The sequence below is a fragment of the Paenarthrobacter sp. C1 genome (assembly GCF_049315185.1).
Taxonomy (GTDB): domain Bacteria; phylum Actinomycetota; class Actinomycetes; order Actinomycetales; family Micrococcaceae; genus Arthrobacter; species Arthrobacter nicotinovorans.
The window spans coordinates 499,072-524,919 of record NZ_CP186052.1; the positions used below are offsets into that span (position 1 = coordinate 499,072).

Here is a 25,848-nt window from a genome sequence, read left to right on the forward strand (position 1 = left end):
CATCGTGAGATTGAAAAAACTCCTGGGCGCCGTAGCGGTCGTCCTAACCTTGACCGTCGGAGCCACAGGCTGCGGCAGCCGTGGAGGCGCGGCGGAGTCTTCCAGCACCGCAAAGCCCAGCGATTCGCTGGTAGGCATTTCGATGCCGACGCAGACATCCGAGCGTTGGATCGCAGACGGTGCCAATGTTGAGAAATCCCTGAAGGACCTCGGCTACAAGACGGACCTGCAGTTCGCCAACGATGACATCCCCACGCAGGTTTCCCAGATCGAGAACATGCTGACCAAGGGTGCGAAGGCACTCATCATCGCAGCCATCGATGGCACCACGCTGACGGACGTCCTAGCCAAGGCCAAGGAACAGAACGTCAAGGTCATCGCTTACGACCGCCTCATCAACGGAACGCCGAACGTGGACTACTACACCACGTTCGACAACTACACCGTGGGCGTCCAGCAGGCCACGTCGTTGCTGACGGGTCTGGGACTCGTTGATGCCAGCGGCAAGAAGGTAGAGGGCAAGGGCCCGTTCAACGTCGAATTGTTCGCGGGCAGCCCGGATGACAACAACGCCAACTTCTTCTGGACCGGCGCAATGGATACCCTCAAGCCGTACCTGGATGCAGGCACCTTGAAGGTCCCCAGCGGCCAGACCAAGTTCGAGCAGGCAGCCATCCTCCGCTGGCAGGCACCCGTTGCCCAGAAGCGCATGGAAGACATCCTCACCTCCGCCTACAGCTCCGGCACCAAGCTCGACGGCGTGCTGTCCCCGTATGACGGCCTGTCCATCGGCATCATTTCCGCTCTTACCAGCACCGGCGGTTACTCCACCGGAAAGCTCCCGGTCGTGACCGGCCAGGACGCTGAAAAGGGTTCCGTGAAGTCCATCATCGCCGGCGAGCAGTACTCCACCATCTTCAAGGACACCCGCCAGCTCGGCGCCCAGGCCGTGAAAATGGTAGACGCCGTACTCAAGGGCAGTGAGCCCGAAACCAACGACACCAAGACCTACAACAACAAGGTCAAGGTTGTTCCGGCATACCTTCTGAAGTCAGTCATCATCACCAAGGACAACTACAAGAAGGAACTCATCGACTCGGGCTACTACACCGAAGCCGACGTCAAGTAACCACCTCCCCAATCTGTGGCCCCACCGCCCTGTGTTGCAGCGCGCAGCGGTGGGGCCACAGCATCCCAGTGCCTGTCGAGTCCTCGACCCGGCCCAGTTTCAACCAGTCAGCGGGAATTGACGATGAACGTACCCATTCTTCAAATGCGAGGAATCACCAAGACCTTCCCCGGTGTAAAAGCCCTTCAGGACGTCACCCTGGACGTCAACCGAGGTGAGGTTCACGCCATTTGTGGTGAGAACGGAGCCGGGAAATCCACCCTCATGAAAGTGTTGTCCGGCGTCTACGCGCACAACACCTTCGACGGCGACATTCTGTTCGAGAACGAACCCTGCGAATTTTCCAGCATCACGGACAGCGAGAAGCGCGGCATCGTGATCATCCACCAGGAATTGGCCCTGAGCCCGTATCTGTCCATCGCCGAGAACATCTACCTGGGCAATGAGCTTGCGAAGAACGGCTGGGTGGACTGGCGGAAGACCAACCTGGAGGCCGCCAAACTGCTGGCCCGGGTGGGTCTCAGCGAGAATCCCGTAACGCCCATCCAGCACATCAGCGTGGGTAAGCAGCAGTTGGTGGAGATCGCGAAGGCGCTCTCCAAGGAGGTGAAGCTGCTCATCCTCGATGAGCCAACGGCGGCGCTGAACGACGAAGACTCGGACCACCTGCTGGACCTCATCCTGCACCTCAAAGGCCAGGGCGTCACCAGCATCATCATCAGCCACAAACTCAACGAGATCCGCAAAGTGGCCGACGCCGTCACCATCATCCGCGACGGCAAATCAATCGAGACACTGCGCCTGGACCAGGGACAGATCACCCAGGAACGCATCATCCGGGGCATGGTGGGACGCGATCTCGAAAGCCTGTATCCGGACCGGACACCAAACATCGGTGAAGAAGTCCTCCGCATCGAGGATTGGACGGTCCAGCATCCACAGGACCACTCGCGGATGGTGGTCAGCAACGCCAACCTGACGGTCCGTAAGGGTGAGGTTGTTGGGTTGGCCGGCCTCATGGGTGCGGGCAGGACTGAGCTCGCGATGAGCGTTTTCGGCCGTACCTACGGCCGTGCGGTCTCCGGCAAGGTTTACAAGTACGGCCAGGAGATCAACACGTCCACGGTTTCGGATGCAATCGAGCACGGAATTGCGTACGCCACCGAGGACCGGAAGCACTACGGCCTGAACCTGATTGAAGACATCAAGCGGAACATCTCCATGGCTGCCCTGAACAAGTTGGCCAAACGCGGTTGGGTGGACGGCAACCAGGAAACCACGGTGGCCAACCATTACCGCAAGAGCATGAACATCAAAGCGCCTTCGGTCGCTGCGATCACGGGCAAGCTCTCCGGCGGGAACCAGCAAAAGGTGGTGCTCAGCAAGTGGATGTTCTCCGACCCCGACGTCCTCATCCTGGACGAACCCACGCGTGGGATCGATGTGGGCGCCAAGTTTGAGATCTACACGATCATCGCCGAGCTGGCGGCCTCGGGGAAAGCGGTCATTGTGATCTCCTCCGAACTGCCGGAACTCCTGGGCATCTGCGACAGGATCTACACGCTCTCAGCGGGCCGCATCACCGGCGAGGTCCCCATCGCCGAAGCCACCCAGGAAACCCTCATGCACTACATGACTCAAGAGAAGGAATAGCCACCATGTCCGCCCTACGAGAATCCCTTGGCTTCCTCACAAGCCGCCTCCGCCAGGTTGGCATCTTCGTCGCCCTGATCCTGATTGTCATCCTCTTCCAGGTCCTCACCGACGGCATCCTCCTTCAGCCCCAGAACGTCACCAACCTGGTGGTCCAGAACAGCTATATCCTGATCCTTGCCATCGGCATGGTGATGGTCATTATTGCCGGTCATATCGACCTCTCCGTCGGCTCGATTGCCGGCTTCATCGGCGCCGTGGCCGGTGTGATGATCGTGCACTGGGGCTGGGCCTGGTGGCTCGCCATCCCGGCGTGCCTCCTGGTGGGAGCCCTTGTGGGTGCCTGGCAGGGTTACTGGATTGCCTACGTTGGTATCCCCGCATTCATCGTCACCCTTGCCGGCATGCTGATCTTCCGTGGCCTGACCCTGATTACCCTCAAGAACCAGCAGATCACCCCGTTCCCGAACGAATTGCGCGCCCTGGGCGGCGGCTTCCTGCCGGACATCTCCGGTGGCACGTCCGTCCTTGAGTGGCTGACCGTGATCCTGGGTGTCGGCGGTACGGCAGCCATCCTTTTCCAGGCCTTGAAGGAACGCCGGGTGCGCCGCAAGTTCAACCTGGAGAACGAACCGATGGCGTGGTTCGCCGTCAAGAACGGTTTCATCGCACTCCTGATGCTCATCATCACCTTCCTGCTGGCCAGCTACCGTGGAACCCCGATTGTCCTGGTTGTCCTGGCAGTCCTTGTGATCCTGTACTCGGCGCTGATGAGCAACAGCATCTTTGGCCGCCACACCTATGCCATTGGCGGCAACCTCCACGCCGCCGAGCTGTCCGGCATCAAGACCAAGAAGGTCACCTTCCGGCTCTTCGTCAACATGGGCGTCCTGGCCGCGCTGGCGGGCCTGGTCTTCACGGCCCGCCTGAACTCGGCACAGCCTGCCGGCGGTACCGGGTTCGAGCTGGACTCCATCGCTGCAGCGTTCATCGGCGGCGCAGCTGTCCAGGGCGGCATCGGCACCGTGGCAGGAGCCATGATCGGTGGCCTGATCATGGGCGTCCTGAACAACGGCATGTCCATTCTCGGCCTGGGCACTGATTACCAGCAGCTCATCAAGGGCCTGGTGCTCCTGCTGGCTGTCGGCTTCGACATCTTCAACAAGAACCGGACCGGTGCCGGCGGAGGTTCCTCCATGGGCCGCCGGTTCAAGTGGAAGACCACGCCTCCAGCTGCCGAAGCGGCACCCGCTTCCACGGCGGAGCCTGTGGGCGTCGACGCGAAGTAGCATCTGATGCCACGCGGTGAGCAACCGCCAACACTGCGGCCCCGGGTATTGCCCGGGGCCGCCCCCGACTCACCGAGCCGGCCCCCGGTAATGGGGGATGTGGCGAAGATGGCCGGGGTTTCCCACCAAACGGTTTCCCGTGTCCTGAACAACCACCCGAACGTCAGCCACAACACCAGGCAACGGGTGGAAGCGGCAATAGCCCGCCTCGGCTATCGCCGGAACACCGCAGCACGGAGCCTGGTGACGCGTCGGTCGCGGACCATTGGTGTCCTTGCCTGCGAAACGGGACAGTTCGGGCCGGCGAACACGTTGCTTGGAGTCGAGCAGGCGGGCAGGGAAGCCGGATACTTCGTCAGCATCGCGAATCTTCGCGAAGTGACCAGTGACAGTATCAACGACGCCATGGGCCACTTCCGCAGCCAATCCGTGGACGGCATCGTCATCCTGGTTCCGCATCCCGATGTCCTTGCGGCCCTGCATGACGTTTCAGTCCCTGTGCCGATCGTGGCCGTAGGCGCCGGTGCGGGAAATCAGCTCACCGGAGCGTCCCTCAACCAGCGTTTGGGAGCCAGGCTGGCCGTGGAACACCTGATCGGGCTGGGGCATCGCAGCATCGCCCACATTTCCGGGCCCACCCACTGGATCGACGCCGCGGAGCGCATTGAGGGCTGGCGGGAGGCGATGGACACGGCCGGACTCGAGGCGAGCGTCCTGCTCCAGGGTGCCTGGGATGCCGCATCCGGATACCGGGCCGGACGGGAACTCATCGACCACGACTCCGTAACCGCTGTATTCGTAGCGAATGACCAGATGGCCGTCGGCGTCCTCCGCGCCCTCCAGGAAGCCGGCCGCCACGTACCAGGCGATATCAGCGTGGTGGGCTACGACGACCAGCCGGAGGCCGGGTTCTTCATGCCTCCCTTGACCACCATCAAGCAGGACTTCGAAGAACTCGGGCGAAAAACCATGGAAGAGATGCTGCACCAGCTGGAGGGGAAAGCAGGAACCCGGGATCAGATCGTGGATCCGCGCCTGGTCATCAGGGCAACCACGGCTGCACCGGCACACTAAACTAGGAGCCATGACTTCCACCAGTTTCCCTGCAGTCGACACTGCTGCTGCCCGTGCCCGCCTTCTTGAACTCATCAAAGAGCTGGCGGTGGTCCGCGGCAAGGTTATCCTCTCCAGCGGCAAGGAAGCGGACTACTACATCGACCTGCGCCGCATCACCTTGCACCACGAGGCCTCCAAGCTGGTAGGCCAGGTCATGCTGGCAATGATCGACGACGCCGGCGTTCCGGTTGAGTGCGCAGGCGGACTCACCATGGGTGCCGACCCCGTCGGTACCGCTGTCATGCACGCTGCTGCCGACGCCGGCCGTGCCGTGGACGCCTTCGTCGTCCGCAAAGCCCAGAAGTCCTACGGCATGGGCCGCCAGGTGGAAGGTCCCTCAGTCGAAGGCCGCAACGTGGTGGTCCTCGAGGACACGTCCACCACCGGCGGGTCCGCGCTGACCGCCGTCGAAGGTGTCCGCAAGGCGGGCGGCAACGTGGTGGCCGTGGCTGTGATCGTGGACCGCAACACCGGTGCCAAAGAGAAGATCGAAGCCGAAACCGGCGTTCCGTACCTCTTCGCTTTCGGCAAGGACGAACTGGGCCTGGACTAAACAGAGTCCGTCCGGTTCCTGATTGCAAGAGCACATCTTAAGGGCACCGGCTGTGCACAAACTGCGGGGATGTAAGGCAGTGCCGCCGAAGCCTATGCTTGCTGCGTGGACGTTCAAGTAGGGAAGCTGCCGGCGCCGCCGGAGGTGACTGAAAACCCTCCGGCGCCGGTAACTCCGGAACCTGAAACGGCGGGGGATCCGGGCTCCTGGGCCCGGATCCTGCCTTACGCTGCCCGGCTCAAGAAGACGTCCCGCCGTAATTTCCTGACCTTCGCCGGCATTTCAGCAGCCCTGGCCGGGGACATGCTATTCACCAGGCGCGTCCAGGCGGAGCGCCGGGCCACCAAGATCCTTCGGGTTCCGGATCCGTACTCGGACCTGTACTTTCCCAAAGCCAGTTGGATCCTCTTTCCCGGGTACAAAACCAGTTGGGAAGAAGCGCAGTGGATCCTCAACTCGCTGCGTCCTGCACTGCACCAACGCGGTCGCCTGGCCGCCGTCGGATATTCCAATCTGGGCCTGGACGTCGATGAAGTAGTCCGCGCAATCATCCTGCATGTCCGCGAGCTGGAACTGGAGAAGCTGTACTTTTACGGTCACAGCTTTGGCGGAATGCTCGCGACCCAGGTTGCTGCACGCCTGCTGGAACTCCATGGCGTGGAAACGCAGGTGATTGTCCTGGATTCGAGTCCGTTCAGCCGCGCAGATGTCCTGGACCAGAGCTGGTTCGACGGCGTTGTGTTCCTTTATGAGAACGGCTTCCGCATTCCTTCGGTGCTGCGCGGGGGCTATGAGCTGGGGGAGCGCGTGGTTCACAAGGACGAGCGCACGTGGCGGCAGATCCTCGATCAGACGATGGAACAGCTTTCGCCTATCGCGCCTTCCAGTGTGCTGATCCAGACAGAGTCGGCCTACATCTACCACTTTGACGGGCTGCGGTTCGCGGGCAAGATCGGTGGCGCCAAGATGGCGTTCATGGGCAACTCCAAGGACGGCACCGTGGACTACGAATCGGCGCGTGCGGGATGGAGCAAGGTTTTCGGCGCCAACATGGCCCTGCCCACCCTGAGTACCGAGGGCGCACGGCCGGCGCACGCGAGTCCGCAGTGGAACGCCGGTGTGTACCGGCCATTGCTGGAAAAGGTACAGGATGAGCTCCTGCCCCTGCCGCCCGAACCGGAGGAACCGTCGTACCAGGAGCCCAATGGGAAGATCATCAGGCCTGCGTAAGGTGGCTGGAGCGTTCAGCGCAACGCTTCAACCTCGACGGCGGTGAGGCCCGCTTCACGCAGGAAGCCGCCGACATCGCCGAATTCCTTGGAGAATCCGGCCAGGAAGTGCCGCATGGCAGCTTCCGGGCTCTGCAGGATCATGAGGTCGGGGCTGAAATACTCTGCCGGAGTTGATGGGACGCTGAGCCGCCATGTTTCGGCCATGACCTCCAGGACGTCCGGCAGGTTGGCGGTGGTCGCCACATAGTCGGCTACTACGTCGTCCTCGGTCCCGCCTGCTGCCAGGAGCCCGACCGCGGAAACCACGCCGGTCCGGTCCTTGCCCAGTGAGCAATGCACCAGCGTGCGTTTGCCACGCGCCACGGGTCGCAGGGCGTCGGCCACCCATTCGGGCCGCAGCCGGATCCAGCCGAGGTACAGCTCGCCCAGGTCCTCGGCCGTCTCCACGGCCTGGAGCGATCCCGCGATGGCGTTGGGGTCCAGTGGGTTATGGATGAGTTCGACGGCGGGTGGGGCTGCAGCGGCCGGCCCGCCGCCGCCGTCGTGAACCAACCACGGAACCAGCGAGCGCTCCAGCTCGCTGCGCAGGTCAACGATGGCTTGGATGCCGTGTTCCACCAGGAACCCTGACGTTGCCGCGGCATCCAAGCCGAACGGCTGGCTCCCCCTGAGAATCCGTCCCCCCGCCAGGGGACGCAGATTGAGCACAGCCATGGTGGTTCCTTCTTAGATCTGGCTCTTGAGGTCGGCCACTGAATTCAGGATCTGGTTGGGCCGGAAGGGGAAGGACACGATTTCCTCGCGCTGCGTGATTCCGCTGAGCACCAGGACCGTGTGCAGGCCCGCTTCCATGCCGGCCACGATGTCCGTGTCCATGCGGTCGCCGATCATGGCCGTGGTCTCCGAGTGGGCATCGATCTGGTTCATGGCGGAGCGGAACATCATGGGGTTCGGCTTGCCCACGATGTACGGTTCGCGGCCCGTGGCCTTGGTGATCATGGCCGCGATGGCACCTGTAGCGGGCATGGGACCGTCCTTGGAAGGGCCGGTGGCGTCCGGGTTGGTGGCGATGAAGCGGGCGCCGGCCAGGATGTGGCGGACGGCCATGGTGATCGCTTCGAAGGAATAGGTGCGGGTTTCGCCGAGGACCACGAAATCGGGGTCGGTGTCCGTGAGGATGAATCCGGCTTCGTGCAGGGCGGTGGTGAGGCCGGCCTCGCCGATGGTGTAAGCGCGGTTGCCCGAATCGGAGGACTGCACCTGGTCCTTGAGGAACTGGGCTGTGGCGAGCGCGGAGGTCCAGATGTTCTCTTCGGGGACTTCCAGGCCGGACGCACGGAGGCGGGCTGCGAGGTCGCGCGGGGTGAAGATGGAGTTGTTGGTCAGCACCAGGAAGCGCTTGGACGTATCCACCCAGCGCTGGATGAGCTCGGCTGCGCCGGGGATGGCCTGGTTTTCGTGGACGAGGACGCCGTCCATGTCCGTGAGCCAGCATTCGATCTCGTGGCCATTACGGTAAACCGACGTGGACGGGTGGGGCGTGGTTTCTTCTGCCATATTTGCCTCCGGCTGGGGTTGGTCATGCACTGCTTCCCAGTCTTTCATCATTCGGGCTGCCGGACATCACGTAGTTCTGCTTATGTGGGTAGTTCTGCCCATGCGGATATCGGCTTTGACTTGTGCCGTCCTCGACGTCCTGCACTACGCTGGTGGCTGCGCGCCGGCACCGTGGGTCGGGGGATCGACACGGTGAGCACCACGCCGTCCGCTTCAGCAGGTCCCTCGTTCCGGATAGACCACCGGTTGTGTCCGCAAGGATGTTCCGGTGCCCACAGCATGTGAAAGGGCCTTGCCATGAGCAACAACAACGGCGTACCCCAGCCTCCCTACAATCCGGACGGCGTACCGCAGCCACGCTACGACACGGGCAAAGAGCAGTACCGCCAGTACCAGCCCGGGCAAGCGCAGCCCATGTACCAGCCGGAAGCCCAGCAGCAAGGCCAGCCGCAGCCAGCCCAGCCGCAGGACGCGCCGACGCAGGCTTTTCCTGCACAGCACGATCCCACCCAGGCCTTCCCCTTGCAGCAGGCCCAGCACGGCAACCCCAACCAGCCGGGTTACCCGGGCCACCCTGGCAACCCCAACCAGCCGGGTTTCCCACCGCCCGGCGGCCCCTACCCGGGCCAGCCAACGGGACCCGGCCAGAACCCGGGTGACCACAACAGGAAGTCCCTGTTCCTGATCCTCGGCGGTGTCGCCGTCGTCGTGATCATTGCCCTGGTAGTTGCGTTCACCTGGTTGATTCCGTCCCTGACCAAGCCGACTGCCGTTGACTCGCCGTCGCCTTCGGTCACGTCCTCGGACGAGGCGTCGGATGCGGCCGCTGAGCCGTCTGCGGATCCGTCCGCCGAGGCTGAGCCTTCCGGTGACGCGTCGGCGTCCACTGACATCCCGGCCGGGGCCATCCCGCTGCCGTCAGCATGGGAGAACTTCGCGGGCCCCAGCAACGTCCCAGCGGACGGCGACCCGTTGTTCAGCAAATGGGTCACGGGCGAATCGTCCTTCCAGTACTTGGCCGAGTGGACCCACGACGAATCATTCGGCATCACCAAGGACCCCACCACGGGCGAAGAGATCCAGAAGAAGGCCCAAGGCACGGTGGAGACCGACGGCGACGGGATCGCGCTCGCCTATGCCTTCTTCGCTGAATCCGAGGAAGGCAAGTTCGGCAAGGATCCGGCGGAAATCAAGAAGGCCCTGGAAGATATCGAGGCCCGGTACAAGGGCATGACAGCCACTGAACTGCCGCAGAACCTGGTAGGCCACAAGTGCGCCTCGGACTTCAAGACCTCCATGCCGGAGATCCGTGAGTTCCGTCGTGGCGCGGCTGTGGTTGTCGGATTCACCTGCACCAACGCCCGCGGCGAGGCCATCCAGGCAGTGAACCTGTTCTCCGTGACGCCATGGGGCACTCCGCAGATGCTCGGTGTCAGCGGACACAAGACCTACTGGGACGCGCACCCGGGTCTCTTCGAGCAGCTGGGTAACTCTTACCGCATCAACAAGTGGAAGATGGGCTAGGAACGCGCGCTCCAACGGGCCACGGGCTCAATCGGGCCACGGGCTCAAGCGGGCCACGGGCTCAAGCGGGGAAACGGCAGGGCTAAAGTTGAGGGGTGACTGACCTTCCCCCCAACACAGCCCTGCCCGCCCCTGCCGCGTCCCCGGAGGGGACCACCGCAGAAGGCGAGGCCGAAGCGAAGGCGGAGGTCGGCGTCGGGCCCTGGGAAGGCGAGTGGCCGGTTGGCGAGCACTGGGATCCGGACCTCCTGCGTGACGGCGACCGGCGCAACGTGGTTGACCAGTACCGCTATTGGAAGCACGAAGCTATTGTCGCCGACCTCGATTCGAAGCGGCACGATTTCCACATCGCCATTGAGAACTGGCAGCACGACCTGAACATCGGCACCGTGGTGCGGACCGCCAACGCCTTCCTCGCCAAGGAGGTCCACATCATTGGCCGACGGCGGTGGAACCGTCGCGGGGCCATGGTCACCGACCGCTACCAGCACGTCCGCCACCACCCCACGGTTGAGGACTTCGTCCAGTGGGCCGAGGGGGAGGGGCTTGCCGTGATCGGCATCGACATCTTCCCGGATTCCGTACCGCTTGAAACGTACGATCTCCCGAAAAACTGCGTCCTGGTGTTCGGGCAGGAAGGCCCCGGCCTCACGCCTGAGGTGCACGATGCCGCCGTCGCGACCCTGTCCATTGAACAGTTCGGCTCCACCCGGTCCATGAATGCGGCCTCCGCGGCGGCCATCGCCATGCACGCGTGGGTGCGCCGCCACGTGTTCCAACAGCCGGTCTCGTAGCTTCCCCGAGGTGGCACTTAGTGACAGTCCCGGTGCGGCGTCTTCAGGTGGCTAGTGCAACACCCCTGTAGTTGGAGGGGTGTCATGGTCAAGAAGTTGCCGTGGTCGGTTCGTGCGTGTGCGTATGAGCACTTGCTGGCGGGTGAGGACACGGGACGAAGTGCTGCCGCGGCTGGGGTGTCCCGGCAAGCGGTGTCGCATTGGGCGAAACTAGCGGGCATGGAACTTATCTCCGGCCCTGGTGGTGGCGTGCGTCTTCCGATGGCTTCGGAGGTGCTTTCGCGGGATAAGGAGCGAAGGTACCGGCGGCTGACTTTGGAGGACCGGGCTTATATCAAGGCCTGTCTGGGCTTGCCGGAGCCGCGTTCCATGCGACAGATCGCCAAGGAGTTGGGCGTGCATCCATCAACGGTGTCCCGGGAGATCCGCCGACACAGTATCGAGCATTGGGCCCGGCGCTATTACGACGCCGGGGTTGCCCAACACCGGGCACTGGTCCGCCGTAGACGGAACCGGCCCGTGAAGCTCTCTGCGGGAACGGCGGTGTGGAAGGAGGTCGTGGCACGCTTGAACCAGCGTTTCTCACCTCAACAGAGCGCTGCGGACCTGAAGAAGACGTTCCCCGAGCAGCCGGAGATGCACGTGTCCCACGAGTCAATTTACCAAGCCCTTTACGTGCAGGGCCGGGGTGCCTTGCGGCATGAACTTGCCGTGGAGAAGGCCCTACGTTCGGGCCGGACCGGTCGTAAGCCCCAATCAAAGCTGCCTGCCAGGAACGTAAGGCCCTGGCTTGAAGGGGCCCGGCTGAGCGACCGGCCCGCCGAAGTCCAGGACCGGGCCGTGCCCGGCCATTGGGAAGGTGATTTGGTCGTGGGTCCCGGTAACTCCGGGATCGTCACCTTGGTCGAGCGCTCCTCACGGTTCACTTTGCTGGGCCGGCTGCCGGGAGCCAGGGACAGCGCGACGGTCATCGAGGTCATGCAGAAAATGATCCACACCCTGCCCCAGGCGATCCTTAAAACGATCACCTGGGACCAAGGCACGGAAATGGCTCAACACGCCAAGTTCACAGTAGCGACCGGCTGCCAGCTGTTCTTCTGTGACCCGCACTCACCCTGGCAACGCGGCACGAACGAGAACACCAACGGACTGGTCCGCGATATCCACCCCAAAGGCACGAACTTCAACCAGGTCAGCGACGAAGAACTCGCCCACACCCAGCACCTGCTCAACATCCGACCGCGTCAAACACTCCAATGGGACACCCCAACTGAAAGACTGACCAAACTAATCGATGGTGTTGCACTAGCAAGCTGAAACCGCCTGCCCGGCATTGTCATTAACTGCCACCTCGGCGGAAGTGTTAAGAGCCCCAGTGACCCGAAACACGGCGCCCCCGCGGATATCGCTAGGATGGGTGCTAGCCGTAAGCGGTCTACTCCAGGGTTACCAACCCACAGACGAATTCAGCATAGGAGTCACCATGCCCATTGCAACCCCAGAGATTTACTCCGAGATGATCGACCGCGCAAAGGCTGGCGGATTCGCTTTCCCTGCGGTCAACGTGACGTCGTCGCAGACTCTGAACGCTGCGATCCGCGGTTTCGCCGAGGCCGAATCGGACGGCATCATCCAGGTTTCCACCGGTGGCGCAGCCTACTGGTCCGGCGCTTCGGTCAAGGACATGGTTGCCGGTTCCCTCGGCTTCGCCGCGTTCGCCCGCGAAGTTGCCAAGAACTACAACGTCAACATCGCCCTGCACACGGACCACTGCCCGCAGGACAAGCTGGCGGACTTCGTTCTGCCGCTGCTGGCCGCTTCCGAGGAAGCCGTCAAGGCCGGCAAGGACCCGATCTTCAACTCGCACATGTGGGACGGCTCGCACGAGACCCTCTCCGAGAACCTGCGCATCGGCCGTGAACTGCTGGAGCGCGCAGCTGCTGCCAAGATCATCCTCGAGGTCGAAATCGGCACCGTTGGTGGCGAAGAAGACGGCGTTGAGAACGAGATCAACGAGAAGCTCTACACCACCACCGAGGATGCCCTCGCAACCATCGAGGCCCTGGGTGCCGGCGAAAACGGCCGCTACCTGACCGCACTGACCTTCGGCAACGTGCACGGTGTGTACAAGCCGGGCAACGTGAAGCTCCGCCCCGAACTGCTCAAGCAGATCCAGGCTGAGGTTGGGGCCAAGATCGGCAAGGAAAACCCGTTCGACCTCGTGTTCCACGGCGGCTCCGGCTCCACGGAACAGGAAATCGCTGACGCCGTTTCCTACGGTGTCATCAAGATGAACATCGACACCGACACCCAGTACGCGTTCACCCGCCCGGTTGCCGGCCACATGTTCTCCAACTACGACGGCGTCCTGAAGGTCGACGGCGAAATGGGCAACAAGAAGACCTACGACCCCCGCGTCTGGGGCGCTTCCGCTGAAGCCGGCATGGCCGCGCGCATCGTCGAAGCCGCCCAGCAGCTCGGATCGGTGGGCAAGACCTTCTGATGTCCGACGAATTCCGGAAGAACCTGATGGGGCCGGAGCCCACGCTCCTGCCCGCCGAGAACGAGATCTACCAGCACCTGGCCCTCGGCAAGGAAGCACTGGACCTCGTGGCGCAGAACCCCACATCGTCACTGCTGTGGGCCATCCTCGCCGAGGAAGCCTGGGCGGAGGGCCGGACCATCGAGTCCTACGCCTACGCCCGCGTCGGTTACCACCGCGGCCTCGATTCGCTGCGCCGCAACGGTTGGCGCGGCGTCGGACCCATCCCGTGGGAGCACGAGCCCAACCAGGGCTTCCTGCGCGCGCTTTACGCACTGGGCCGGGCCGCTTCGGCGATCGGTGAAGCTGAAGAACCTGAGCGGATCGAGAAGTTCCTGAACGACTCGGACCCGAAGGCCAAGGCAGCGCTCGAAGCCCGCTAAAGCCAAGCAAACGAACGACGGCGACCCTCACCAAAAGGCGAGGGTCGCCGTCGTCGTTAAGGGCGTCAGTCCGTGACGGCTGAGTGCCGCGGGCGTCCCAACGGGACCACCAGCGGCGTGTGCGTCACGGGGTCATCGATGATTTTGCAGGCCATTCCGAACACTTCCTCCACCAAGGACCCGGTGATGACGTCGGCGGGGGCGCCTTCGGCCACCACCACGCCGTCCTTCATGGCGATGATGTGGTCCGCGTAGCGGCTGGCGTGGTTGAGGTCGTGGAGCACGGCAACCAGTGTGTGGCCCTTGTCCAGGTTGAGCTCGCGGAAGAGTTCCAGCAGCTCGATCTGGTGAGCAATATCGAGGAAGGTGGTGGGTTCGTCCAGGAGCATCAGCGGCGTCTGCTGGGCGAGCACCATGGCCACCCACACGCGCTGCCGCTGACCGCCGGAGAGCTCGTCCACCAGTCGCCCGGACAGGGCCGAGACTCCAGTGGCTTCCATGGCCTCCGCTACCGCGGACTCGTCCTCCACACTCCACTGCCGCAGGAGTTTCTGGTGCGGGTACCGGCCGCGGGCCACGAGATCAGCGACCGTGATGCCGTCGGGGGCGATGGAGGACTGGGGGAGCAACCCGAGCCGGCGCGCCAGTTCCTTTGCGGGCAGCGACGTCACGGATTTTCCGTCCAACAGCACCTGTCCGCTGCGGGGCTTGATGAGCCGGGCGAGCGCCCGCAGCAGCGTGGACTTGCCGCAGGCGTTGGGCCCGACGATCACCGTGAACTTCCCCTCGGGGATGCGCACATTGAGGTCCTCGGAGATGACGCGCTGCTCATAGCCAATGGTCAGGGCTTCTGCGTGGAGCTGCGGTGCAGCAGTGGTGAGGCTCATGATTTCCTTGCTTCCCTGGCCAGCAGCCAAACGAGGTAGATACCGCCGATGCACACCGTCACAACCCCGACTGGCAGTTGGATCGGAGCGAAGAGACGCTGCGCTGCGAGGTCGCTGGACACCAGCAGGAAGGCACCCATCACCGCGGAAGGCACCAATGTGATGCCGGCACTCCGGGTTAGCCGCCGGGCAAGCTGGGGAGCGGCGAGGGCCACGAACGCGATGGGACCGGCCACTGCAGTGACGGCAGCCGTCAGCGCAACGCCCAGGATGAGCAACAGCAAACGGGTGGGTTCGGCCCGGACGCCCAAGGCGCGGGCGGCGTCGTCGCCCATTTCCAGGAGCTGCATGCGACGCGCCACGACCAGCGTGGCCAAGCCAACCACAACAACCACGACGGCGGCCGGCGCCGCTTGCTCCCACGTGATGCCGTTGAGGGACCCGGCTCCCCAGACGGCGGCCGCCAGGGCGGCCTCGAGTTCGGCTTGCAGGATGAGCCAGTGGTTCAGCGCAGCAAGCATGGCGCTGATGCCGATGCCCACGATGATGAGCCGGAAGCCCTGGGAACCACGGCGGTAGGCCAGCAAATAGACGGCCAGGGCTGTGAGGACTCCGCCCACCAAGGCGCCGGCCGCAACTCCCGCATAACTGCCACCCACCGTGAGCATCACAATGAGCGCCCCGGTGTAGGCACCCGTATTGAAGCCGATGATGTCAGGGCTGCCCAGCGGGTTGCGCGTCATGGACTGGAAGATGCCGCCGCTCATGCCAAGCGCCGCACCGAACACCAGCGCCGCCAGGACCCGGGGAAGGCGCCATTCCATGACGATTGTTTGGGCGAGCCCCGGGGCATCGCCGGTGAAGGCTTGCAGTACTTGTTGTACGGAGACCTCGTAGTCACCCGTCGCCAGCGAAACCACGGCTACGGCAAGCGCGGCCAGAAGCAGCGGAATGCAGACGAGCATGCTGCGGATATCCAGCCGGAGGCTCAGCGAACGGTTGCGGACCACAGCAACAGGCCGGCCGAAATCGACCCTCTTCCCTGGGTCCAGGCGGCTCATAGCCCGCTCACTTTCCGGCGCCGTGCCAAGGCGATGAGTACAGGCGCGCCGATGAACGCTGTCACCACGCCTACCTGCAGCTCACCGGGTGCGGCAACCCTGCCAACAACATCCGATACCAGCAGCAGGATGGGGGAGAGCAGGACTGTCGTGGCCATGATCCACCGCTGGTCCGGGCCCACGATCCACCGGGCCACATGGGGAACCATGAGTCCCACAAAGCCGATGGCGCCAGCTCCTGCTGTGGCTGCGCCGCTGAGGAGGGTGATGGCCACGACGCCCAGGACGCGGGTGCGGTTGACGTTGGCGCCAAGGGAAGTGGCGAGGTCGTCACCCAGTGCCAGGGCGTTGAGGCCACGGACGCACAACAACGCCACGAGCAATCCCACGCCCATGAACGGTGCCACCGTGGCAACGGACTCCATGCTGCGGGTGTCCAGTGAGCCGATGCTCCACGAGCGCAGGTGGTCAAAGGCCTTGGGGTTCAGGAGTGTGAGTCCGGAGCCAATGCCGGTGAGGACGGCGCCCAGGGCAACACCGGCCAGTGTTAGCCGGATGGGATTCACCACGTTCCGTCCTGAGGTTCCGATCAGGTAGACCGCGGCGGTGGTGAGGATGGCCCCGCCAAACGCGAACCAGATGTAGCCGCTCAGGGTAGCTACCCCGAAGACACCAATGGCCACCACGATCGCAAACGAGGCACCCGCGTTGACCCCGAGGATGCCGGGATCGGCCAGGGGATTCCGGGTAATGGCCTGGATCAGCGCGCCGGCCATGCCCAAGGCGACTCCCACAGCGATCCCCATCAAAGTGCGCGGCAACCGGCTTTCAAGGATGATCGCGTGATCGGCGGTGTCCTGCGGGTTGGTGAAGGCCTGGAGAATGGTGGACGCCGGGATGAGCTTCGCACCGACACCCAGGCTTAGCACCACGGCACCGAGAAGGATTGCGGCCGCCGCGAACAAAAAGGTGACGCGCCAGCAGGATCTCTTGACGACGCCGCCGCGTGGGGCCGCGTTGTCACCTGACTGGGCCGCGGTTGCTGGCTCGCCGGCGTGCGGCTTGGGAGCGGGAGCCATCAGTTGGGACACGACAGGGACCATTTCAGAGAGGGGCAATAAAGGAAGGGCTATCCGTGACTGTCGTCACAACGTCACAGAAGTGTGCCCTAATTAGGTTAGCCTTACCCAGTGAAAAATGACGATTTTGAAGTTCAGCCGCCCAAGGGCTCCCGTGCGCGAAAGCTCGTAATGAAGGCGGTCGGTGCCACCTTGCTTATGGGCCTCGTCGCGGGCTGCGGCACCAGTGGTACCTCGGGTTCCAGCGCGGGCAACGCCGATGTTGCCACGGGAGGATCGAAGTTCACCACTGCTGACCAGGAAACGGCGAAGCTCGGCACGGACGCCGCGCCCGGCGTTTTCCCGCGCACCCTGACGCACGCAAACGGTGAAACAACCTTGGAAAAGAAGCCCACCCGCGTGGTGGTACTCGACACCGGCGAACTCGACGACGTCGTCACCCTTGGCGTCACGCCGGTGGGCATGGCCACCACCGAAGGCGCCAACCCTGTTCCCACCTACCTGGCTGACAAGGTCAAGGATGTCCCCTCCGTGGGCACCATCCAGGACCTCAACCTTGAAGCCATCGCAGCGCTCAAGCCGGACCTCATCCTCGGCAGCAAGCTCCGGGCCGACAAACTCTACAAGCAGTTGTCATCCATTGCCCCCACCGTGTTCAGCATCCGGCCAGGCTTCCCGTGGAAGGAAAACTTCCTCCTGGTCGGCAAGTCACTGGGCGAGGAAGACAAGGCCACCAAAGCCCTCAACGACTACCAGGGCGAAGCTGACGCGCTGAAGGCAGACGTCAAGGGCGACCCGAAGATCTCGCTGGTCCGCTTCCTGCCGGGCAAGATCCGCCTGTATGCCAACAAGTCCCTCATCGGCGTCATCCTGAAGGACGCAGGCTTGGCCCGCCCGGAGAACCAGAACATTGATGAGCTCGCGGCTGAAATCTCGGCCGAGAACATCGAGCAAGGCGACGCCGACTGGATCTTCTACAGCAGCTACGGCGACCCCTCAGCCACCGGGGAAACCTCTGTAGTTGAAGGCGCTGTCTGGCCCAAGCTCGGCGCAGTCAAAGCCGGCCACGCGAAAGCGGTCAATGACGACGTCTGGTTCCTCGGCCTCGGCCCCACAGGCGCCCAGCTGATCCTGAAGGACCTCCGCAGCATGCTGGTCGGCTGACCCGGCCCCACCACAAGAACCCCAACGACGACGGCGGCCCTCACCAAAAAGGTGAGGGCCGCCGTCGTCGTGTGTGTTGTGGGGCCTGGTCTGCGGGGTTTCCCGGGGGATTGGGACGCAAAGCGGGCCCCACAACGAAGGTGTGTGTGTTGTGGGGCCTGGTCTGCGGGGTTTCCCGGGGGATTGGGACGCAAAGCGGGCCCCACAACGAAGGTGTGACTAGGCCTTGCGGGGAATGCCCGTGCGGGCCATGGCCTCGGCGTAGGCACCGTGGATGGCATCCAGGTATTCCTGCTGGCGTGCCGGCGTGCCCGCGAAGGAGCGGCCACCGAGCGAGCGGACTTTGAACGTCTTGAAACCGCGGCGCGCGATGCTGGCTGGTGCAGCCTTCATGAGCTGGTCCGCCAGGCGGTGGGCTTCGTTTCCGTGTGCCACCAGGGCAGAGGTGCGCGGCAGGAGCTGCAGGAGGCGAAGCAGTGGCTTGAGGCCCTCGGTGATGTTGGCGGGGGTGAGCTTGCCCGGCTCCTCGTTGGGCTCGATCCACGGGTAGGCGTTCCACGGCATCATGAGCTCGGGGCGGAGGCCCAGCTGCCACTGCATGCCGAGCATGCGGGTGGCTGCTTCCTCGTCGCCGGGGGTGATGAAGCCCTCACCGGTGGTGGTGCGCTGATTGGAGAAAAGGCTGACGATGCGGCAGTCATCCATGCTGTGGGCGGGGTCGATGTAGAGGACCTCGCTGCCTGGCTTCTGCTCCTTGATGGAGTCGCACAGCTCGTTGACCTCAGCGATGTGCGGTTCGTAGCGGCGGTTCCAGAGGATTTCTTCGGGTGATTCAGTCGCCAGTTCTTGCATCAGGGGTTAGGTCTCCTAGGTGTTACAGCGCACCGTTCCAAGGGGCCGCGGGCATGCCGCAGCCGAACCTCAAAGGGTGCTGTTGGGGGCTAACTAACCTTACCGGACTTACTGCCCCAATGGGGGCCGTCCCGGCGCGCCACTTAATGCGACGCGGCGTGTTGCCCGGGAAACGTGTCAGGCATCTCGGCCCGCCCGCAACTGCGGCACAAGGTTCGACGCCGGTGCGGCGCTCCCTGCCAGCGTCGAACGCCGGCATTAACCCTAAAGTGCACCTCGGCCGGGTGGGGCTTTTCCTTCCCCAGATAATGACGTTTGAAACTACTGGTTCCGGGGGAACCGTTCGGCCTCCCCGCCAGCTCAGCATCATCAACTGTGGGGGTTAAACAATGGTCGCTAAGACGTCATCAAACAAGGCAACGAAAGTTCGGGCGCTCCTCGCCGGCGGGCTTGTCCTGGGCGTGGGAGCTGCGTTCACCTTGGCTGCATGGACAGACAACGAGTGGGTCTTCGGCAATTCCGGTGGGGACAACGGACCGGGCACGCTGACCTACCACATGGAGCAAAACACTTTCAGCAACACCAACGGTACGGGCGCCGATGCGTGGAGCGACAAGCCGAACATCCCCACCGTGCCGAGCTCGGCAACTGACGGGGCACTGACGTTCGGCGCCATCTCGGCCGCCCTCAAGCCCGGTGATACTGCTTACGCGCCCATGCAGCTCCGGGCAGCGGCAGGTTCCGAAGCCCTGACGGCCACTTTGGCGGAGGCAGTCAAGCTCGGCGGAACCGCGCCGGCAGCCGACACCACCACCAATTCCCTGGCCCTCTACAACGCCCTGACCTACCGTGCGGTCCAGGGCGTCACACCGGCCAACTGCGCTGCAGGTACGCTGACCGGCGGCACCGACATCGTAGGTTCGGCAGCTGCCGGCGTCCCGCTGACGACAGTTTCCGCAACCCCCATCACACTGCCGAAGGGTGCCGACGCAGCAACGGCCGGCTCCGCGGTGAACATTTGCTTCGCCATCACCCTCCCGTCCGCCGTGACGGACGTGACCCTGCAGGGAAAGCAGACGGTTCCGCTGTGGAGGTTCACCAGCATCGTCAGCTCGTAACGCAGCTCTGTGACAGAGCCCTTGACCCGGACCAGAAGCTCGTCCCCATTGCCCCCTTCGGCCCCTGCCCTAGGCGGGGCGGGCTTCTGGGCCGTCTTGTCCCGCATCCTCAAGGTCTCCCGTGAAATTGCCTTGACTCTGCTGGCCTTGCTCGGGCTGGTGTGCATTCTGGCGCTGGTCCTGGGTTTCGTCTACAAGGCGTCGTTCGTGGTCTTCCGGACCGGATCCATGGAGCCCATCTACCCGGTCGGGGCGCTGTCCCTTACCGTGCAGGTCCCTGCCGCGGAACTGGTCCCGGGTGATGTCGTCTCCGTGAAACGCTCGGAATCCGGCGTCCTGGTCACCCACCGCGTGGTGTCGGTGGAGCCTGACGGCTCTGGTGCTTCCTTACGGCTCAAGGGCGACGCGAACAGCTCGGAAGATCCGCTGCCGTACCAGGTGGACACCGCCCGGAAGGTACTGGTAACGGTACCCGCAGTGGGTTCCTGGGTGATGGCCATGCGGGGGCCTGGTTTCATCGGCGCTGCCACCATGGCGGTCGCCGCGCTTGTGGTGTGGGCGTACTGGCCCAAGCGGGTACCCCGTCACAAAGGTGTGGTGTCAACAGGGAGGTGAAAGAGCTGTGAAGCAGTGGAACCGGGTGGTGAGGCCTGTAGCGGCAGCGTGTGCCGCCGTCGTCGGGGTGCTGTTCTGTGCCGTCCCTGCCCAAGCCGCCGACCAGCTCATCCCGGTACCCGAGAACGGAACCCCGGGCGTCCTTTGGCTTTCCTCTTCCGTGTACCCGTTGGAGTTCCCGCAACTGGCACCGGGCGATTCGTTCGTGTGGCAGATCGGGTTGTCGCTGGAAAAGCCCCAAGCCACCTCCTCCTTGCAGCTCGTTGCCACAGGCGGCCTGGCCGCCGCTGACGGATACGGCATCGCCGTCGATGAATGCCCGTCCCCGTGGCAGGGCGACAGCGGGCTGAACAAGGAACTGAGCTGTCCCGAAGGCTCAACGCCCAGGATCCAGCCCACCCGCCTCAACGATTGGGACCAAGGCCTCCGTGTCCCGCTCAGCAACCTCCGGGCCGGGACCGCACCGTACCTCCGTTTCACCCTGGCAGGACCCGCCAGCGCCCCGCCCCAAGACGCGGCGCTCACCTTGGGGATCGGGGTCACCGCCATGGGAGACGACGACGGCGGAAGCGCGCCTTCGCTGCCACCGGCCGCCGACGGCGGAAGCAAAGAACCCCTTGGAAGCACGGGTGCCACGTCCCTCCCCGCGCTGTTCGCCGGGGGTGCGCTGCTCCTCCTGGGAACCGCCGTCCTGGCGATGCTGAAACGGCCGAGTGAAGCCAAGGAGCAAGGCGCATGACGCTCCGACGCCCGCTGAGCGAACCCCTGCGCCGGGCATTCCTCAACCGTCCACGCCGCTCGATTCTCGTGGCAGCAGTAGCCGCCATCAGCCTGGCCGCCACCACAAGCATCACCACAGCTGCGTGGACGGACAGCGAATGGGTGAAAAGCGCCGTCGGCGTAAGTTCGCCCGGAGACTGCAGCACAAACTCCATGTTCACCAACCAGGCCTGGGCGAGGGAACTGCACGGCACAGTGCTCAACACCAATCTGGACACCGTGGCAGGGGTCCAGGGGCTGACTGTGCTGAACAACGGCACCACCGCTTCGCCCACCCCGGTCTCTGCGGTGCTGGTGCCCGGCACTACGGACGCTTATGTCACCAAAATTCCGGTGACGGCCTTGGGCAGCAGCCCGGTCTCGGTGGGGCTGGGATTGGGTGTTCCCGTAGGCGGCCTGGGGACGTATACGCAGTGGGCGCGCTCGCAGAAAAGCGGGCAGGCCCAGGGTGCTTCGGGGCTGGTGTCGGACCAGACGGGTGCTGTGGATGTCGCAGGGACAGCGCAGGGAGCAGGCAGTGCCCCGAAAGCGGCCAGTATTTCGCTGGGCAACATCGTTCCTGCCTCATTGTCCGGGGTGACCCTTGATGTTGGGGCGATTGCATCGTCCTCCAAGGTGGACAGCTGTGTCATGACCAACGGGTGGCCGATGCTGGACACCACACCTACCGTCCAGCGCCAGTACGGGATTGCCGGGCTGGACCTGACGGCGGCGATTCCCGCCGTCGGGACGTTGTCCACCAGCGGGGCTTCACTGGTGGGGACGGTTCCTGCGCAACTGAATGCGTTGCTGGGGACGGGTGGGTTGACTACCGGGATCTCCGACGGAGTCTCGGCACTGATCAACCCCTTGCTGGGGACATTGTCGCTCGGGTCCATCAGCACCACTGCGACGCTCTCTGCTCCGGATCTGACCGGGGTCACCGCCATGATGACCGAGTCCATGACTGATGGGATTGTCACCGTCAACCTGGGAACCGGGACGGTCAAGGTCAACATCGCGGCCCTGACCGGCAGCTCGGTGACTGGCTTGAACGGCATGGAACCCAATCACGCTGTCGCTCTGGATGCGGCCACGACGACGGCGGTGACCTCCAGGGTTACTGCCTTGCTGGATTCGTGGAAGAACCGGGTGCTGGCTGCGCTGACTACCGCGCTGCGCGCCATTACCTTGAACGCCACCACCAACATCACCCTGAAACTGGCCGGGCTCAACGCAGCGACCATCGGCGTCAAGATAGGCGCGGCCACCGGCGCCAGCACAGGTATATCTCTGGGCGACTTCCTGGATGGCACCGCCACGGCACCCCAAGTAACCGCCAACGTCATTGGCCTGGATTTGGGAGGTGTGGTGGCTGCTTTGCTGGGACCCATTACCTCGGCCCTCCTCACCGGAACCAACAACGTGGTGAAGACCGTCCTCAACGCCACAATCTTCAACACCGGCCTGGTCGCCAACCTGGGTACAAGCCTGCAGGCGTTGATCACACCGGTGATCAACGCCGTTGGGCCGGTCCTGACAGCTGTCCGGACGCTGGTGGCCATCAATGTCAACGTCCAGCCCGATCAGAGCTGGCCCGGCACCAAACCGGCGGATGTCACTGCTGCGGCGGGAGAATACAAGGTCTCGGCCATTCGCGTGGGGCTGGTGGACAGTGCCGGCCTGCTGAGCCTGTCGCTGGGGAGTTCGTCGGCTGGTCCTGCCGCCCTGGTTGTCCCGTGACTTTGTCCACAACTGCAGGCCAACGTTGGGCCAACACCAGAGAAACCGTTGCCATCGGCTAAACTTGGCTGGTAAGAGCCCCGAACTCTTGCGTATGCCAGCCCGCGTGGCAGGCTGCACCGGTAACGTCGGGGCATTCTCATGTACGGCGCCAAGCCCCAGTCATCCTTCTGGGGTCAGCCCGAAAGAATGGGGGAGGATCCCATGCCCGCTATCGTGATCGTCGGAGCCCAGTGGGGCGACGAAGGCAAAGGCAAAGCAACCGATCTGCTCGGTGGCCGCGTTGACTACGTGGTCAAGCCCAACGGCGGTAACAACGCCGGGCACACCGTGGTTGTTGGCGGTGAGAAGTATGAGCTGAAGCTCCTTCCCGCGGGCATCCTGAGCCCCAACGCAATTCCCATTATTGGCAACGGCTGCGTGGTGAACCTGGAGGCTCTCTTCCAGGAAATCGACGGCCTTGAAGCCCGCGGCGCTGACACCTCGCGCCTGCGCGTTTCAGCCAATGCCCACCTTGTTGCGCCGTACCACCAGGTGCTGGACAAGGTCACCGAGCGCTTCCTTGGCAGCCGCGCCATCGGCACCACGGGCCGTGGCATCGGTCCGGCTTACATGGACAAGGTGGCCCGCCTGGGCATCCGCGTCCAGGATGTCTTCGACGAGTCCATCCTTCGCCAGAAGGTGGAAGGTTCGCTGCGCCAGAAGAACGAACTGCTGGTCAAGGTCTACAACCGCCGCGACATCGTGGTGGATGAGATCGTGGACTACTTCCTGTCCTTCGCCGAGCGGCTCCGCCCGTTGGTTATCGACAGCACCCTGGAGCTGAACAACGCCCTGGATGAGGGCAAGGTTGTGCTCATGGAAGGCGGACAGGCAACGTTCCTGGACGTGGACCACGGCACGTACCCATTCGTCACTTCCTCCAACCCCACGGCAGGCGGCGCATCCGTTGGCTCGGGCATTGGCCCCACCCGCATCTCCCGCTCCATCGGCATCATCAAGGCCTACACCACCCGCGTTGGCGCCGGCCCGTTCCCCACGGAACTGTTCGATGAGATGGGCGTCTACCTGCAGAAGACCGGCGGCGAGTTCGGTGTCAACACAGGCCGTCCCCGCCGTTGCGGTTGGTACGACGCCGTCCTGGCCCGCCACGCTTCCCGCGTCAACGGTTTCACGGACTACTTCGTCACCAAACTGGACGTCCTGACGGGCATCGAGCAGATCCCCGTCTGCGTTGCCTATGACGTCGACGGTGTCCGCCATGATGAAATGCCCATGACGCAGACCGAGTTCCACCACGCCGTGCCGATCTTCGAGTACTTCGACGGCTGGACCGAGGACATCACCGGTGCCCGCACCCTGGAAGACCTCCCCGAGAATGCCCGCAACTACGTGCTGGCCCTCGAGAAGCTCTCCGGCACGCGCTTCTCGGCCATCGGCGTCGGCCCGGACCGCGACCAGACCATCGTGGTCCACGACTTGGTCAACGACTGACCACCAGCTGATTTACGACGGCGGCGGGTCCCCTCGGTTCCATACGGAACCTGAGGGGACCCGCCGTCGTCGTTAAGTTACGGTCAGCTCCCACTGCCCAGGTGGATGGATACCGCGGTGCCGCCGCCCGGTGCGGAACCGATCTCAAGTTGTCCACCGGCTGCGGCCACGATGCGTGCACAGGTTGCCAGGCCAAGGCCTGTTCCGGGAGGGTCGTCTTCCCTGTGCAGACGGACCAAGGGGTCCAGCACCCGGTCACGGTCGGGTTCGCTGATTCCCTTGCCGTTGTCGATCACCCGGAAGGTTGCGCCCTCGTCCGTCCGTTCGCCCGTGACGTGGATGGCCGGCGGAACTCCGGGTCTGGTGTAGGTGACCGAGTTGTGGATCAGGTTCTGAAGCAAGACCCTCATCTGGCCGGGATCGGCACTGAACACAAGATCATCGCAGTCCACCGAAGCCCCGTTCACTTCAAGGCTCGCAGCCAAGTCCTGGACCACGTCTTCCACCAGGGCCTTGAGCGAGATCTGGGCAGGCCGCACATCTCCGCCGATAGTGGCGTAGGCAAGGACGTCTTCCACCATGCTCAGCATCCTTTGCCCGGAATTGGCCACGACGTCCAGGTACTGGGCAATGGTCGCATCGGGGGCGTCCTGGGCCTCCATTTGGCTGAGTTCGACGAAGCCGAGGATGGAAGTGAGTGGATTGCGCAGGTCGTGGCTGATGCGGCCGGCGAATTCGGCGAGCAGGGCGTTGCTGCGCTGCGCCTCGGCCAGCGCCTCGGCCAGTTCCCGTGCGCGGTGTTCAAGGGCGAGGGCTTCGACGACTTCCGCTGCCAGGATCTCGAGGCCCTGGCGTTGCCGGTCGCTGAGCCGGCCGGTTTCCCGTGCGCCGGCGCAGAGCGTGCCCAGAACAAAACCGTCGTCGCTGACCAGCGGCACGGAAGCGTAGAACCTGATCGCGCCGCGGCGGCCGTCCACAAACGGGTTGTCCCTGTACCGCGCATCAAGCGATGCATCTTCCACCACCGTTGAGGCCCCGCTTTGGAAACCGACGGCACACATCGAATCCTCGCGGCTGCACAGATACGGCTCCAGGCCGGCCGTGGCCACTTGGTACTGCAGATCCTCCGTGATGATGTTGATGGCCGTCACCGGTTGTCCGCACACCGTCCGGGCCAACTCCACCAGGTTCTGCAGCCGCTCCGAGGGTACGGGAACAGCGATGTCCAGCCCCGGTCCGGGGACGGGAAGGCCCTTGCGGGAGAGCATCGAATCCCTGGGTAACTCGCCTGTTCTCATCCAGCC

24 protein-coding genes are annotated in these 25,848 nt (G+C 63.9%); 17 read left to right on the top strand and 7 right to left on the bottom strand.

Going from position 1 to position 25,848, the window contains the following annotated elements; genetic code table 11:
* Positions 1-4 precede the first annotated feature (4 nt).
* The 6 genes from chvE (at position 5) to ACNAOU_RS02530 (ending at position 6,970) form a co-directional block, all read left to right on the top strand.
* On the top strand, positions 5-1,129 hold the full coding sequence (gene chvE / locus ACNAOU_RS02505; RefSeq protein ID WP_026267409.1) for a multiple monosaccharide ABC transporter substrate-binding protein: 1,125 nt from the start codon (positions 5-7) through the stop codon (positions 1,127-1,129).
* Positions 1,130-1,252: 123 nt separating this feature from the next.
* Entirely contained in the window at positions 1,253-2,782 is a 1,530-nt protein-coding gene (mmsA, locus tag ACNAOU_RS02510; protein WP_020608553.1) for a multiple monosaccharide ABC transporter ATP-binding protein, read from the top strand.
* Between the two features lie 5 nt (positions 2,783-2,787).
* On the top strand, positions 2,788-4,071 hold the full coding sequence (gene mmsB, locus ACNAOU_RS02515; RefSeq protein ID WP_018779453.1) for a multiple monosaccharide ABC transporter permease: 1,284 nt from the start codon (positions 2,788-2,790) through the stop codon (positions 4,069-4,071).
* 90 nt (positions 4,072-4,161) lie between these two features.
* Positions 4,162-5,145, top strand: a complete 984-nt coding sequence (locus tag ACNAOU_RS02520; RefSeq protein ID WP_026267408.1) for a LacI family DNA-binding transcriptional regulator — start codon at positions 4,162-4,164, stop codon at positions 5,143-5,145.
* A gap of 10 nt (positions 5,146-5,155) precedes the next feature.
* Positions 5,156-5,740: an orotate phosphoribosyltransferase gene (pyrE, locus tag ACNAOU_RS02525; RefSeq protein ID WP_422757940.1), complete on the top strand. Its 585-nt coding sequence runs from the start codon at positions 5,156-5,158 to the stop codon at positions 5,738-5,740.
* A gap of 105 nt (positions 5,741-5,845) precedes the next feature.
* On the top strand, positions 5,846-6,970 hold the full coding sequence (locus ACNAOU_RS02530; RefSeq protein ID WP_422757941.1) for a thioesterase domain-containing protein: 1,125 nt from the start codon (positions 5,846-5,848) through the stop codon (positions 6,968-6,970).
* Between the two features lie 14 nt (positions 6,971-6,984).
* On the opposite strand, the gene ACNAOU_RS02535 is transcribed toward ACNAOU_RS02530, so the two are convergent.
* Both ACNAOU_RS02535 and ACNAOU_RS02540 read right to left on the bottom strand, forming a co-directional pair.
* A complete protein-coding gene (locus ACNAOU_RS02535; protein ID WP_189076698.1) occupies positions 6,985-7,686 on the bottom strand; it encodes a tyrosine-protein phosphatase in 702 nt (233 codons plus the stop codon).
* Between the two features lie 12 nt (positions 7,687-7,698).
* The gene (locus tag ACNAOU_RS02540; RefSeq protein WP_110505386.1) at positions 7,699-8,529 is read right to left on the bottom strand and encodes an HAD-IIA family hydrolase; all 831 of its coding nucleotides are present in this window, start codon (positions 8,527-8,529) and stop codon (positions 7,699-7,701) included.
* 297 nt (positions 8,530-8,826) lie between these two features.
* Here ACNAOU_RS02540 and ACNAOU_RS02545 point away from each other — a divergent pair, with 297 nt between their 5' ends.
* The 5 genes from ACNAOU_RS02545 to ACNAOU_RS02565 all read left to right on the top strand — a co-directional run bounded on the left by ACNAOU_RS02545 (position 8,827) and on the right by ACNAOU_RS02565 (position 13,772).
* Entirely contained in the window at positions 8,827-10,053 is a 1,227-nt protein-coding gene (locus ACNAOU_RS02545; RefSeq protein ID WP_422757942.1) for a hypothetical protein, read from the top strand.
* A 95-nt stretch (positions 10,054-10,148) separates the two neighbouring features.
* Entirely contained in the window at positions 10,149-10,847 is a 699-nt protein-coding gene (locus ACNAOU_RS02550; RefSeq protein WP_039239489.1) for a TrmH family RNA methyltransferase, read from the top strand.
* Positions 10,848-10,931: 84 nt separating this feature from the next.
* The gene (locus ACNAOU_RS02555; RefSeq protein WP_422757627.1) at positions 10,932-12,164 is read left to right on the top strand and encodes an IS30 family transposase; all 1,233 of its coding nucleotides are present in this window, start codon (positions 10,932-10,934) and stop codon (positions 12,162-12,164) included.
* Positions 12,165-12,330: 166 nt separating this feature from the next.
* Positions 12,331-13,350 (top strand): class II fructose-bisphosphate aldolase, encoded by a 1,020-nt coding sequence (gene fbaA / locus ACNAOU_RS02560; protein WP_018780061.1) that lies wholly within the window; start codon positions 12,331-12,333, stop codon positions 13,348-13,350.
* Positions 13,350-13,772, top strand: coding sequence for a DUF3151 domain-containing protein (locus tag ACNAOU_RS02565; RefSeq protein WP_039239501.1), 423 nt, complete (start codon positions 13,350-13,352; stop codon positions 13,770-13,772). Before fbaA ends, ACNAOU_RS02565 begins: the two co-directional genes overlap by 1 nt.
* Positions 13,773-13,837: 65 nt before the next feature.
* Here ACNAOU_RS02565 and ACNAOU_RS02570 read toward each other — a convergent pair whose 3' ends face one another.
* From ACNAOU_RS02570 to ACNAOU_RS02580, 3 genes are read right to left on the bottom strand one after another with little or no spacing between them, the layout of a single operon-like run.
* Entirely contained in the window at positions 13,838-14,659 is an 822-nt protein-coding gene (locus ACNAOU_RS02570; protein ID WP_018780063.1) for an ATP-binding cassette domain-containing protein, read from the bottom strand.
* Positions 14,656-15,720, bottom strand: coding sequence for an iron-enterobactin ABC transporter permease (gene fepG / locus ACNAOU_RS02575; protein WP_416430342.1), 1,065 nt, complete (start codon positions 15,718-15,720; stop codon positions 14,656-14,658). Before fepG ends, ACNAOU_RS02570 begins: the two co-directional genes overlap by 4 nt.
* The gene (locus ACNAOU_RS02580) at positions 15,717-16,823 is read right to left on the bottom strand and encodes an iron chelate uptake ABC transporter family permease subunit (RefSeq protein ID WP_422758654.1); all 1,107 of its coding nucleotides are present in this window, start codon (positions 16,821-16,823) and stop codon (positions 15,717-15,719) included. Before ACNAOU_RS02580 ends, fepG begins: the two co-directional genes overlap by 4 nt.
* Positions 16,824-16,997: 174 nt before the next feature.
* Between ACNAOU_RS02580 and ACNAOU_RS02585 the strand changes: the two genes are divergently transcribed.
* Entirely contained in the window at positions 16,998-17,963 is a 966-nt protein-coding gene (locus tag ACNAOU_RS02585) for an ABC transporter substrate-binding protein (protein ID WP_373280681.1), read from the top strand.
* 219 nt (positions 17,964-18,182) lie between these two features.
* On the opposite strand, the gene ACNAOU_RS02590 is transcribed toward ACNAOU_RS02585, so the two are convergent.
* Positions 18,183-18,815 (bottom strand): hypothetical protein, encoded by a 633-nt coding sequence (locus ACNAOU_RS02590; protein WP_018780067.1) that lies wholly within the window; start codon positions 18,813-18,815, stop codon positions 18,183-18,185.
* Positions 18,816-19,204: 389 nt separating this feature from the next.
* On the opposite strand from ACNAOU_RS02590, the gene ACNAOU_RS02595 reads away from it, so the two are divergent.
* The 5 genes from ACNAOU_RS02595 to ACNAOU_RS02615 all read left to right on the top strand — a co-directional run bounded on the left by ACNAOU_RS02595 (position 19,205) and on the right by ACNAOU_RS02615 (position 24,544).
* Positions 19,205-19,933, top strand: a complete 729-nt coding sequence (locus ACNAOU_RS02595; RefSeq protein WP_018780068.1) for a SipW-dependent-type signal peptide-containing protein — start codon at positions 19,205-19,207, stop codon at positions 19,931-19,933.
* A gap of 96 nt (positions 19,934-20,029) precedes the next feature.
* Positions 20,030-20,548 (top strand): signal peptidase I, encoded by a 519-nt coding sequence (locus ACNAOU_RS02600; RefSeq protein WP_422757943.1) that lies wholly within the window; start codon positions 20,030-20,032, stop codon positions 20,546-20,548.
* 7 nt (positions 20,549-20,555) lie between these two features.
* The gene (locus ACNAOU_RS02605; RefSeq protein WP_422757944.1) at positions 20,556-21,287 is read left to right on the top strand and encodes a hypothetical protein; all 732 of its coding nucleotides are present in this window, start codon (positions 20,556-20,558) and stop codon (positions 21,285-21,287) included.
* The gene (locus ACNAOU_RS02610; RefSeq protein ID WP_422757945.1) at positions 21,284-23,050 is read left to right on the top strand and encodes a choice-of-anchor G family protein; all 1,767 of its coding nucleotides are present in this window, start codon (positions 21,284-21,286) and stop codon (positions 23,048-23,050) included. The genes ACNAOU_RS02605 and ACNAOU_RS02610 overlap by 4 nt, the downstream gene beginning before the upstream one ends.
* Positions 23,051-23,254: 204 nt before the next feature.
* Positions 23,255-24,544 (top strand): adenylosuccinate synthase, encoded by a 1,290-nt coding sequence (locus ACNAOU_RS02615; RefSeq protein WP_413307260.1) that lies wholly within the window; start codon positions 23,255-23,257, stop codon positions 24,542-24,544.
* 83 nt (positions 24,545-24,627) lie between these two features.
* On the opposite strand, the gene ACNAOU_RS02620 is transcribed toward ACNAOU_RS02615, so the two are convergent.
* On the bottom strand, positions 24,628-25,842 hold the full coding sequence (locus ACNAOU_RS02620; RefSeq protein WP_413307257.1) for a sensor histidine kinase: 1,215 nt from the start codon (positions 25,840-25,842) through the stop codon (positions 24,628-24,630).
* Between the last annotated feature and the right edge of the window lie 6 nt (positions 25,843-25,848).